10 protein-coding genes are annotated in these 12,280 nt (G+C 68.0%); 4 read left to right on the top strand and 6 right to left on the bottom strand.

What is annotated here, in order from left to right:
* Positions 1–36: 36 nt before the first annotated feature.
* From ACODSC_RS14750 to ACODSC_RS14775, 6 genes are all read right to left on the bottom strand, one after another.
* Positions 37–2,313: a TonB-dependent receptor gene (locus ACODSC_RS14750; protein ID WP_488814754.1), complete on the bottom strand. Its 2,277-nt coding sequence runs from the start codon at positions 2,311–2,313 to the stop codon at positions 37–39.
* A 96-nt stretch (positions 2,314–2,409) separates the two neighbouring features.
* On the bottom strand, positions 2,410–3,195 hold the full coding sequence (locus ACODSC_RS14755; protein ID WP_488814755.1) for a proteasome-type protease: 786 nt from the start codon (positions 3,193–3,195) through the stop codon (positions 2,410–2,412).
* Between the two features lie 64 nt (positions 3,196–3,259).
* Positions 3,260–4,099, bottom strand: a complete 840-nt coding sequence (locus ACODSC_RS14760) for a transglutaminase family protein (protein ID WP_488814756.1) — start codon at positions 4,097–4,099, stop codon at positions 3,260–3,262.
* A gap of 2 nt (positions 4,100–4,101) precedes the next feature.
* Complete coding sequence (locus ACODSC_RS14765; protein ID WP_135193667.1) at positions 4,102–5,040, bottom strand: alpha-E domain-containing protein; 939 nt, start codon at positions 5,038–5,040, stop codon at positions 4,102–4,104.
* Positions 5,040–6,461 carry a circularly permuted type 2 ATP-grasp protein gene (locus ACODSC_RS14770; protein ID WP_488814757.1) on the bottom strand — a complete coding sequence of 474 codons (1,422 nt, stop codon included), beginning with the start codon at positions 6,459–6,461 and terminating at the stop codon, positions 5,040–5,042. Before ACODSC_RS14770 ends, ACODSC_RS14765 begins: the two co-directional genes overlap by 1 nt.
* A 244-nt stretch (positions 6,462–6,705) precedes the next feature.
* Positions 6,706–7,914 carry an NAD(P)/FAD-dependent oxidoreductase gene (locus ACODSC_RS14775; RefSeq protein ID WP_488814758.1) on the bottom strand — a complete coding sequence of 403 codons (1,209 nt, stop codon included), beginning with the start codon at positions 7,912–7,914 and terminating at the stop codon, positions 6,706–6,708.
* Between the two features lie 222 nt (positions 7,915–8,136).
* Here ACODSC_RS14775 and ACODSC_RS14780 point away from each other — a divergent pair, with 222 nt between their 5' ends.
* From ACODSC_RS14780 to hisB, 4 genes are all read left to right on the top strand, one after another.
* On the top strand, positions 8,137–8,427 hold the full coding sequence (locus ACODSC_RS14780; protein ID WP_488814759.1) for a YerC/YecD family TrpR-related protein: 291 nt from the start codon (positions 8,137–8,139) through the stop codon (positions 8,425–8,427).
* A gap of 10 nt (positions 8,428–8,437) precedes the next feature.
* On the top strand, positions 8,438–9,319 hold the full coding sequence (gene hisG / locus ACODSC_RS14785) for an ATP phosphoribosyltransferase (RefSeq protein WP_488814760.1): 882 nt from the start codon (positions 8,438–8,440) through the stop codon (positions 9,317–9,319).
* Positions 9,319–10,626, top strand: a complete 1,308-nt coding sequence (gene hisD / locus ACODSC_RS14790; RefSeq protein WP_488814762.1) for a histidinol dehydrogenase — start codon at positions 9,319–9,321, stop codon at positions 10,624–10,626. Before hisG ends, hisD begins: the two co-directional genes overlap by 1 nt.
* A 196-nt stretch (positions 10,627–10,822) precedes the next feature.
* Entirely contained in the window at positions 10,823–12,247 is a 1,425-nt protein-coding gene (gene hisB, locus ACODSC_RS14795) for an imidazoleglycerol-phosphate dehydratase HisB (protein ID WP_488814763.1), read from the top strand.
* The last annotated feature ends 33 nt before the right edge of the window (positions 12,248–12,280 follow it).

The raw sequence follows: 12,280 nt of genomic DNA on the forward strand, positions 1-12,280 counted from the left end.
CGGGACCGCCACAGGATAGGCCGGGTAGGCCCGCCTTTAGAAGCGCACGTTCAGCGTCAGGATCGCCTGGCTGGCCGGCGCAGGATCGGCGTGGTGAACGCCGTTGGTGCGCATGATGTATTCCTCGTCCGTGGCGTTCTTGACGTTCAGCTGCAGGCTGGCGCGGTCGGTCACGTCATAGGAGGCGAACAGGTCCAGCCGGGTGTAGCTGGGCGCATAGACCGCGCTGGCCCCGCCGCCCGCGCCGCCCTGGTTGCCGCCGAACCGGTCGTCCACATAGTAGACGCCGCCGCCCAGGCTGAGCTTGGGCAGGAGACGATAGGTGGTGAACAGGCTGAAGCTGTTCTTGGGCGTATTGGCCAGCGGGTCGCCCACATTGGCGTTGTTGTAGGCGCCGCGCACCAGTTCGGAGTCCATGTAGGTATAGCCGCCGAACACGGTCCACAGCGGGGTGACGCTGCCTGAGAAGCCCAGCTCCAATCCCTTGACCTCGGTCTCGCCCGCCTGTTCGTACACGCCGTCCGAAATCAGGATCTGCGCATTCTTGCGGGTGGTCTGGAACAGGGCGCCGCTGAGGGTCAGCCGCTGGCCGAACAGTTCGGCCTTGGCGCCGATCTCATAGTTCTCGGTGTCTTCCGGATCGAGGACCTTCCCTTCCAGATTGCCGCTGCCCTCGCCGCCGCTCGATCCGTTCTGGTCGCCGCTGGACACGGTGGGCGGCGTCGAGGAGGTGGCGTAGGAGGCGTAAACGCTGGTGTTGGCGGTGGGCTTGTACACCAGGCCGACCTGATAGTTGACGAAGTCCCATTCGCCCTGGTCGAACACCGGCGTGGACGCGCCGCGGGCGATGGTGGCGCCCTCGGTCTCGTAACGGTCGTAGCGCAGACTCAGGTTCAGCACCCACTTCGGCCCGAAGGCGATCGAGTCGGCGCCGTACACGCCCCAGCTGGTGGTGTTGGAATGGGTTTCGGCGCCCCGCGCGATCGAACCGCTCCACGGATCGTTCGGATCGGGATCATAGACCGGCGTGCAGTCGAAGCCGGTCAGCGGCGCAGGGCAGGCCGTGCCGCCCGTGGTGGTGACGGTGTAGCCGGCGTTGCGGTTGATCTCGCGCGAATATTCCACGCCCAGGTCGAAGTCGTGCCTCAGGCCGCCGGTGGTGAAGCTGCCGTACAGATCGGTGACGTTGGCGAAGGTCTCGGCCGGATTCCAGCGCGACTTGGTGCCTCGCTTCATCCACCAGACATCGTCGATCAGCACCGCCGCTCCGCCGTCGCCGGGGTTGGTGACAACATAGTCGTTCAGCGTCTCGGAATAGCGGGTCAAGTTGCGCAGAGTCAGATTGTCGCTGAAACGGTGCTCCAGCTTGACCGTGAGGCTGTCGACCTCGTTGCGCATGTAGTCGCGCGCCTTCAGACCGTAGAAGGTGTCGTAGGGCACGTCCAGAATGCCGCTGTCGGTCGTGGTGATCCCCAGCTTGCGATCCAGCGGAATGCCGTAGTCCGGCATCGAGTCGGCCGTCAGGTGGTAGTAGTTGATGGTCGCCGACGTGTCGGTTCCCAGGCCGAAGCCCAGGGCCATGGCCAGGCCGTACTTCTCGAAATCCACCGCGTCGCGGCCGGGGACGTCGCCCTCGGTCGCCATCAGGTTCAGCCGGAAGGCGCTGGTGTCGTTCAGCCGCCAGTTGCCGTCGACGGTGGCGCGATAATAGCTGTCGGTGCCCACGCCGGCGCTGGCGCTGACCGCATCAGCCAGGCGCGGCTGCTTGGAACTGAGGTTGATGCTGCCGCCGCCCGAGCCGCGGCCCGAATAGACGGAATCGGCGCCCTTGATGACCTCGACCTGTTCAAGGTCGAAGACTTCGCGCTGCTGGCCGCCGGTGTCGCGCACGCCGTCGACGAAGATGTTGTTGCCCGACGACTGACCCCGGATGAACGGACGGTCGGCCAGGGGCTGGCCGCCCTCGCCAGCGCCGAAGGTGATGCCGGGCGAGTTGCGCAGCAGGTCTTCCAGCGAGGTCGCGGCTGTCTGGGTGATGACCTGTTCGGGAATGATTGTCACCGAGCGCGGCGTGTCGATCAGCGGGGCCACGAACTCGGGGCTTTGCGGCTCGCGCTTCCGGATTTGGCCGTTGACGTCGATCGTGCCCAGGTTGGCGGGCTGCTGTTGCTGGTCGGCGGTGACGATCACGCCGTCCTCGGCGGTCGCGTCAGCGGGCCTGTCGGCGGCGATGGCGGGGGCGGCGACCAGCATGCCGGCGGCGCTGGAGGCGAAGAGAAGCGCACGGAGGGTGGCGGCGCGGGAGTCGGACATATTCTTGCGACCTTTTGGTCTGATTTTGCGATGCGGTCGCAATAACCAGCTTCACCATGCCGCACAAGACAAATTGCGAACAAATCGCAATCTTAATTAGGGGACCGCGCTGATCGCCCTTGGCCCCGAGGGTTTCGCAAGCTCCAGCCAGGTCGGATCGGGCATGGCCCGGTGGGCGGCCGCCAGGGCTTCGGACCAGCGACGGCCCAGGTCGCGGAAGTAGGGATCGTCGGCGTCGATGCGCCGCTCCATGCCGGTGAACCGGCCACGCGGAATGACGATCAGGTCCAGCGGCGGCCCCACCGCGATGTTCGAGCGGATGGTGGAATCGAACGAGATCAGCCCCAGCTTCACCGCCTCCGACAGGGGCGTGGAGCTGTGCAGCGCCCGGTCCAGGATGGGCTTGCCGTATTTCAGCTCGCCGATCTGCAGATAGGGGGTGTCCGGTCCGCACTCGATGAAATTGCCCTGCCCGTAGATCAGGTACAGCCCCATCTTGCCGTCGGCGATCTGGCCGCCCAGCAGCATGGAGGCGTTGACGTTCAGCGCATCGGCCGTCGGCGAGGCGGGGGTGTTGATCGTGGCCCGCACCGTCGCCATCGCATGGCCCAGGATCTGGGCGGCGCGGAACAGGGTGGGGGCGGTTTCCAGCGTTTCCGGCTCGGTCGAGTCGGGCAGCCTCACCCCCTCGGCCACCGTCGCCAGGGCCGTCTGCGTCACCGACAGATTGCCCGCCGTCGCCACGGCCAGGATCCGTTCGCCGGGTGTCTTGAAGATGTGCAGCTTGCGATAGGACGAGATGTTGTCCACGCCCGCATTGGTGCGCGTGTCGGCGATCATCGCCAACCCCTCGTCCACCAGCATGCCTACGCAATAGGTCACTTCGCTCTATCCGCTCCCCGCGTTGCGAATCCGGTGACGCTAACAGATTCGCGCGACATGCCTATCAGGGCCATCCGCGCGACTGCAATTGCTGCTGGCTCTGTTGCACAGGCCGCACATGCAGGGCGACCGTCAGGCTTTCCTGGCCGCCGCCGTAGCTGGTGCCCCGGATCGGCGTCGCGCCCTGGGCGTCCAGGCCCACGGCGACGCGGACATAGTGTTCGGTCGGGGAGATGCCGTTCGCCGGATCGAACCCGACCCAGCCCAGATCCTCCACCCAGGCCTCGGCCCAGGCGTGGGCCGCGTCCTGGTCGTGCTGGCCGTCCTGACGGCTGAGGTGGCCCGAGACATAGCGCGCCGGCACGCCCAGCGTCCGCGCGGCCGCGATGAAGATTTGAGCGTGGTCCTGGCAGACGCCGCGCCGCTGGTCGAAGGCCTCGGCGGCGGTGTGAGAGGCGGAGGTGGAGCCGACCTCAAATGCCACGTCCCGGTTCAGCGCCCCCATCAGGGCGTGCATCCGGCCCAGGGTAGGCCCTTCGGGGATGGACCGCGCGAAGTCGTCGATGGCCGCGTCCGGCCGGGTCAGCGGCGTCTCGCGCAGGAAGACGATGGGCGACAGCCGTTCGGCCTGACCCCGCACCACGCCGCCGGTGTTCACCGTCGCCACCTCGCCGGTGACGCGGATCGTCAGGGCGTCGGTCGGCCGCTCGGTATAGAGGCTGTGGACCACGTTGCCGAAGGCGTCCTCGCCGCGACGCAAGCGGGCGTCCACATCGGTCTCGATGCGCCAGTCGCGCACCTGCTGACTTTCGCACGACTTGGGCGTCAGTCGCAGCATCTGCACGATGAACCGCGCCGGGCGGGCGTAGGCGTAGCGGGTGGAGTGGTCGATCCGGATCCGCATGGTCAGACCAAATACTGTTCTTGGACGGCGGCGGCCAGGGCGTTGTTCTGGTTCAGGAAGCCCTGGATATATTCGTGCAGGCCCGACTGGAATATGTCCTCGATCTTTGCCTCGTTGAACTGGGTCAGCCGGTTGGAGGCCAGACGCTGGGCCGGGCCGCGCCGCCCGTAGTCGGTCGCAAGCCGCTCCAGGTAACTGACAATCATCCCCTGGCACGACGCCAGCGAACGCGGCATCTGGCGGTTCAGCACCAGCAGGTCCGCCACCAGCCACGGCCGCACGCTCTCGCGATAGACCCAGCGATAGGCGGTCAGGGCGGAGACCTCGCGCAGCAGGGTCGTCCACTGGAAATAGTCCAACTGTCCGCCCACCCGTTCGCCGGGTGGCAGCAGCAGGTGATATTTCACGTCCAGAAGGCGGGCGGTGTTGTCGGCCCGCTCGATCGCCATCCCCAATCGCAGGAACCAGTAGGCGTCGTTGCGCAACATGGTCCGCGACGAGGCGCCCTCGACCGCCAGGGACGTCGATTTCACGAAGTCGAGGAAGTTGGTGAAGTCGTCGCGCTTGGTCGGCTCGCCCAGTTCGTTCAGCCCGTTCCAGGCGCCGTTGATCGCCTCCCACAGCTCGATGGTCAGGGCCGTCCGCACCGAGCGCGCATTTGTCCGCGCCTTGGTGATGCAGGCCTTGATCGATGTCGAGTTGTCGTAGCCGAAGGCCAGATATTCGCGGACCGACTTCTCCGAGATGGTCCGGCCCGAGGCGTCGAAGCCGCTCTTGACCCCCGACGAGGCGATGGCCCCCGCCCAGGCCGTGACCGTGGCCTGATCCTTGGCCGGCAGGGCGGCCAGGCGAATGGCGGCCTCAAGAATGCGCGCGAGGAAATCCGCCCGCTCCATGTAGCGGCCGGTCCAGTAAAGGCTGTCTGCAGTGCGTGAAAGCATCAGTTGTCCAGCACCCAGGTGTCCTTGGTTCCGCCGCCCTGGCTGGAGTTCACAACCAGCGACCCCTCTTTCAGCGCCACCCGCGTCAGGCCGCCGGGCGCGACCCGCACCCCCGCCGGACTGGACAGGACGAACGGCCGCAGATCGACGTGGCGCGGCGACAGGGCGCCCCCGTTCAAAGTCGGCGCCGTCGACAGGCTCAGCGTCGGCTGGGCGATGAAGTCGTCGGGATCGGCGATCAGCTTGGCGCGGAAGGCCTCGATCTCGGCCTTGGTCGAGGTCGGCCCGACCAGCATGCCGTAACCGCCCGAACCGCCCACTTCCTTGACCACCAGTTCGTCCAGTTTGCCCAGCACCTCCTTCAAGGCATCGGGCTCGCGACACCGCCAGGTCGGCACGTTCTGCAGGATCGCATCCTCGCCGGTGAAGAAGCGAATGATCTCGGGCATATAGGTATAGACGGCCTTGTCGTCGGCCACGCCCGTGCCGACCGCATTGGCCAGGGTCACCCGTCCGGCGAAATAGGCCGACATCAGCCCCGGCACCCCCACCGTCGAGTTCGGCATGAAGGTCAGGGGATCGATGAAGTCGTCGTCGATGCGGCGATAGATGACATCCACCCGCTTGGGCCCTTCGGTCGTGCGCATGAAGACCGTGTCGTCGTTGACGAACAGGTCGGTGCCCTGGACCAGCTCGACCCCCAGCTTGTCGGCCAGGAAGCTGTGCTCATAGTAGGCCGAGTTGAACGGCCCCGGCGTCAGCACCACGATGGTCGGATCTTCGCCCGCCCCCGAGGGCGCCGAGGCCTGCAACGAGCGCAACAGCATGTCTGTGTAGATCTCGACCGGCCGCACCGCATGTTCGGCGAACAGGTCGGGGAACAACCGCATCATCATCTCGCGGTTCTCCAGCATATAGGAGACGCCCGACGGCGTGCGGCAGTTGTCTTCCAGAACGTAGAAACCGTCCTCGCCGGTGCGCACCAGATCGACGCCCGAGATATGGCACCAGACATCGCCCGGCGGCCGGCGGCCCTGCATCTCGGGCCGATAGTGCGGATTAGTCAGGATCAGGTCGGCCGGGACGATGCCCGCCCTGATGCATTCCTGCGGTCCGTAGATGTCCTTCAAGAAGGCGTTGATGGCCGAGACCCGCTGTTTCAGCCCGGTCTCCAGCCCTCTCCATTCGTCCGCGCCGATGATGCGCGGCACCACGTCGAAGGGGATCAGCCGCTCGTTGGACTCCTCGTCGCCATAGACGGCGAAGGTCACGCCCATACGGCGGAAGAACAGCTCCGCCTGGCGCGAGCGCGCCTGCAGCAGATCCGGCGGGGCGTTTTCCAGCCAGGCCGCCAGTGTCTTGTAGCTGTCGCGGATCGCACCCGACCCGCCGCCCTTCATTTCGTCGAAAGCTCTCGTCATTCGCCCCCGCCGCGTTGAGTTCGCAGCTTGATCCTCGAGTAACGGAAAGCGCAACAGTTTTGTTGCACTGCGGCGACGACGGGAGCGGTCTCCTCCCTATCGCAAAGCGATGGGGAGGTGGCGCGGCGCTCTTCGCGCCGTGACGGAGGGGCTCTTCTTCAAATCACCAGCGCCTGCGGGCCTTCAGGAGCCCCTCCACTACGCTTCGCGCGGTCCCCCTCCCCGCTCCGCAGGGAGGAGACGGCTAACCCGCCGCCACGGCCTTCATCGACACAGTCGGATCGGCCAGCTTGTCCACGTCCACCGGCGTCGCCTTGCCGATCAACTGCTTGCCGGCCATGAACTCCGGCGGGGCGTTGACGGCCTCGACGCAGACGATCCTGTCCCCGTTCAGGTGAAACACCGCAAATCCCCCCGCCGACGGATCGCCGCGGACCACCTGGCGGTCGGCGTCGAACGGCAGGCCGGCGATCTGCAGCTTGAAGTCATACTGATCGGACCAGAACCACGGAACCTCGGGCGTCGGTCCGGCGCGCCCGACGATGGCCGCCGCCGCCTGCTTGGCCTGTTCCAGCGCATTGGGGACGCTCTCCAGCCGGTGCGAAACCCCGCCGTGAATCGGGATCGGCCGCCGCGTCATGTCGCCGACGGCGAAGATGGCCGGATCGCTGGTCCGCGCCTCACCATCCACCACCACACCGTCATCACAGGTCAGACCCGCCGACCGCGCCAGGCTGTCGCACGCCAGCGCCCCGACGCCGACCAGCACCGCGTCCGCCCGTACCACCGATCCGTCCGCCAAGGTCACGCCGTCATGAGCCACGGCGACGACTTCCGCGTCGGTCAAGATCTCGACCCCGTGCGCCTTGTGCTGGGCCGTGAAGAAGGTCGACAAGGTCTCCGACGCCACCCGTGCCAGCACGCGCGGCGCCCGTTCGATCACCAACGCCTCGGCGCCCAGGGCGCGGGCCGAGGCCGCCGCCTCCAGCCCGACATAGCCGCCGCCGACCACCGCCAGCCGCTTGCCCGGCCCCAGCACGACCTTCAGCCGTTCGGCGTCCTTCAGCGTTCGCAGTTCCAGCAGATCGGGATGGTCCCCACCCGGCACAGGCAATTTGCGCGCGGTCGACCCCGTCGCCAGGACCAGGACGTCATAGGTCTCGCTCGATCCGTCATGGAAGGCGACCGTCTTCGCCTCGGGGTCCACGGAAACGGCGACGGTCGAAGGCCGGAAGTCGATGCCCTGTTCCTTATAGAAGCTCAGCGGCCGCAGCAGCAGCGCCTCCAGATCCGCCTCGCCCTTCAGCCAGGCCTTGGACAACGGCGGCCGCTGATACGGCGGCGCATCCTCCTTGCCCACCAGCACGATGGGGCCGTCATGGCCGTACTGCCGCAGAAAGGCCGCCACGGAGCCGCCGGCATGTCCGGCGCCGATGATCAAAATCTTGGTCATGAGACGGGAGATAATGCGCGCCGCACGATCTGTCTCCTCCTGCGAAGCGGGGAGGTGGCGCGGCGCCTGCGCCATGACGGAGGGGTTCTTCACCGCATCACAGGCGCCCGTGGGACTTCAAAAGCCCCTCCACCACGCTTCGAGCGGTCCCCCTCCCCACCATGTGGGAGGAAATGAACACCCCCCTTGACCGTGCCACTGTTACAGCATAGTGGAACACGCATGACGACCCCGCTCGCCCGCGACGCCCTCCATGACGCCCTGCTATCGATGCAGACGCGCGAGGAGATCGACGCCTTCCTCGCCGACCTCTGCACCCCAGCGGAACTGCGCGCCTTCGCCGAGCGCTGGCAGGTGGCGCGCCTGCTCGACGCCGGCGGCAAATCCTATCGCGAGATCGCGGCCGAGGCCCACGCCAGCCCCACCACCGTCGTCCGCGTCGCCCGTTATCTGAAAGACATGCCGCACCAGGGTTATCGCCTCGCCCTGGACCGCCTGAAGAACACGAACTGAGTATCCGAACATGAGCACCGTCCAGGGCCGGCTTCGCATCGCCGTCCAGAAATCCGGCCGTCTGGCCGACCGCAGCCTCGACCTGATCCGCGACGCAGGTCTGAAATGGGTCAAGGGCCACAACGACCTGCTCTATCGGGTCGAGAACTATCCCATCGACCTGCTGCGCGTCCGCGACGACGACATCCCCACCTTCGTGGCGGACGGCGTTTGCGACCTGGGGATCGTCGGCGAGAACGTGCTGGAGGAAGGCCGCAACGGCGGGGCCAACGCCTCCATCGTCATGCCCCTGGGCTTCGGCCGCTGCACCCTCAAGATCGCCACCCCGCCGACCCTGGCCTATGACGGCCCGGCCTCGCTGGACGGGCTGCGCATCGCCACGTCGTATCCGAAGATCCTGCGCCGCTTCCTGGACGAGCGAGGGGTCAAGGCCGAGATCGTCGTCATGCGCGGCGCCGTCGAGGTCGCCCCCCGGCTGAAACTGGCCGCCGCCATCTGCGACCTGGTCTCGACCGGCGCGACGCTGGAGGCCAACGGCCTGGGCGCCAAGGACACGGTGCTGGAAAGCCAGGCCGTCCTGATCCAGTCCCCCGTCGCCCCCGAGCCCGGCCTGCAGCACCTGCTGGACAGCGTGATCGAACGCATGTCCGGCGTGGTGTCCTCGCAAGGCGCCAAATACGTCATGCTGAACGCCCCGCGGTCGGCGCTGGATGAGATCACCTCCATCCTGCCGGGCGCCGGTTCGCCGACCGTCATGCCCCTGATGGGCCGCGACGACGCGGTCGCCGTCCACGCCGTGTGCCAGGAGGCCGTCTTCTGGGAGACGCTGGAGAAGCTGAAGGCCGCCGGCGCCTCCGCCATCCTTGTCCTGCCGATCGAGAAGATGATGTGATGAAGCTGATCGACTGGTCTTCCCTCGACGCCGCCGGAAGAAAGGCGGCCCTGGCCCGCCCGGCCCAGCGCACCGCCGGCGACGTGACCGACGTGGTACGCACCATCCTGGACGACGTGCGTGAACGCGGCGGCGCGGCCGTCGCCGACTGGTGCCTCAAGCTGGACAAGGCGCCGCCCCGCCGCATCGCCATCACGCCCGAGGCCGTGGCTGAAGCGCGCAACGCCCTGCCCCCCGGCGACGTCCGCGCCCTGCGCATGGCGGCCGAGAATGTCCGCGTCTTCCACCAGGCGACCAAGCCGGAGGACACCCCCTTCATCGAGACCACCCCCGGCGTGCGCTCCAAACTGGCCTGGCGTCCTATCGCCTCGGCCGGCCTCTATATCCCCGGCGGCACCGCGCCCCTGTTCTCGTCGTTGCTGATGCTGGCCATTCCGGCCGGCGTCGCGGGCGTGGGCCAGCGCGTCGCCGTCACGCCGCCGGATAAAGATGGCGGCGTCCACCCCGCCATGATCCTGGCCGCCGCAGAGGCCGGTCTGGACGCCATCTGGCTGATGGGCGGCGCCCAGGCCATCGCCGCCCTGACCTTCGGCGTCGAGCTGGAGGACGGAACTATCCCGGCCTGCGACAAGCTGTTCGGCCCGGGCAACGCCTATGTGGCCGAAGCCAAGAAACAGGCGTCCGCCCTCCCCGGAGGCCCCGCCGTGGACATGCCCGCCGGCCCGTCCGAACTGATGGTCATCGTCGACCGCGACGCCGCCCCCGAGATCGCCGCCGCCGACCTGCTGAGCCAGGCCGAGCATGATGCGGACGCGCAAGTTCTGCTGGTCTCCACCAGCCGCGCCACCATCGACTACATCCTGTCGGAGGTTGAGGTTCAGATCGCCACCCTGCCGCGCGAAGCCATCGCCCGCGCCTCGTTGAACGAGGCTCGCGCCATTCTGGTCCGCGATCTCGACGACGCCGCAGAGGTCGCCAACCTGTATGGCCCCGAACACCTGGCGCTTCAGGTCGATGACCCCGAGGCCCTGGTCCCGTCCATCAAGGCCGCCGGCGCCGTCTTCGTCGGCCGGTTCGCCGCCGAGACCCTGGGCGACTACGCCGCCGGCCCCAGCCACGTCCTGCCGACCGACGGCGGCGCCCGCACCCTGGGCGGAGTCACCACCGCCAGCTTCATGACCACCATGTCGGTCCAACTGGTCTCCGAGGCCGGCGCCCGCGCGCTTGCGCCCATCGCCGCCCGCCTAGCCCGGATGGAGGGCCTGGAAGCCCACGCCCGCGCCGCCGACCTGAGGAGCGAGGGATGAGCGTGATCAACCTGATCCTCCCCCGTAACGCGGGGGAGGGGGACCGCGAAGCGGTGGAGGGGGCGACCGCAGACTCGATGTCGGCAAGTCTCGCACGACTCCTGTCGTCAGACGCCCGTGGGACATCCGCCCCCTCCACCACCCTTCGGGCGGTCCCCCTCCCCCGTTCCGCTTCGCTCCTCGGTGGAGGATCAATATGACCCTACCCGCCCCCTATCCCCCGCTGGTCTCCGGCGGCGAGGGCCTGGACCGCTATCCCGGCGACGCCTCCGCCCTCGCCGCCCGCATGGCCGCGATCTACGCCGTACCCGCCGACCAGGTCCTGCCGGTGCGCGGCCTGACCCACGGGCTGGAGCTGGCCTATCGCCTCGCCGCCCGCGACGGCGGTTCGGTCGAGGCGCCCAAGGCCGAGCCCTATGACAGTCTCGCCGCCATCTATCCGGCCAGGGGCGGACCCGCTGTCGTCGTCATCCGCGCCCTCGGCTCGCCCGAGGCCGTCGCCGAAATGGCCGCCCGCGTCGCCCCCGCCCTGCTGGTGGTGGACGAGGGCCTGATCGAGTTCTCCGACAGCATTTCCGCCGCCACCGTCGTCGCCGATCAGCCGAACCTGGTCGTGCTGCGCAGCCTGTCCCTGGCCTATGGCCTGGCCGGCGCCCGCGTCGGCGCGGCGATCGCGCAGGCACCGACCCTGGCTCGCCTGGCGTCGGTGCTGGAGCCCTACGCCCTGCCCGAACCCCTGGTGCGGCTGGCGCAACAGGCGCTGGACCCGTCGCGGATGATCGAGACCGCCGAGCACATAGCCTCGGTCCGACGCGAGCGCGAGCGGATCGCCCGCGAACTGGCCCGCCAGATGACGGTCGAGGCCGGCGTCGGCCCCATCATCATGGCCCGGCCGGAAGACCCCGCCGCCGCCCTGGCCGCCCTGGCCACCTATGGCGTCGCGGCCGACCTGTCCGGCGACCGCCTGCGCCTGCCCGTCTCGATCAAGCCCGAGGTCAACGACCGGCTGCTGGCCGCCTTCGGCCTCACGCCCGCCAAGCGCCGCCCGTCCCGCTTGGGCCAAGCTGTGCGCGATACGAAAGAGACCCGCATCGTCTGCGCCGTCGATCTGGACGCGCCCGGCCCGGTGAAGATCGCAACCGGCGTCGGCTTCTTCGACCACATGCTGGAGCAGATCGCGGCTCACGGCGGCTTTTCCCTGCGGCTTCAATGCGAGGGCGACCTGCACACCGACCCGCACCACACCATTGAGGACAGCGCCATTGCCCTGGGCCAGGCGCTGAAACAGGCGCTGGGCGAGCGCAAGGGCATCGCCCGATACGGCTTCGTCCTGCCGATGGACGAGGCCAACGCCACCGTCTCCATCGACTTGTCGGGTCGCCCCTATCCGGTGTTCGAAGGGACGTTCGACACCCCCTTCATCGGCGACTACCGCACCGACCTGACGGCCCACGTCTTCCGTTCATTGGCAGAAGCGATGGGCGCCGCCGTCCACATCTCGGTCACGGGCCAGGACGACCACCACAAGACCGAAGCCGTCTACAAGGCCTTCGGCCGCGCCCTGCGCCAGGCCATCCGCGTCGAGGGCGACACCGTGCCGTCCACCAAGGGGGTGCTGTGATGAGCGTGCGCCAAATCCTCCCCCGTGAAGCGC

It is taken from the genome of Brevundimonas sp. FG128, assembly GCF_057809775.1.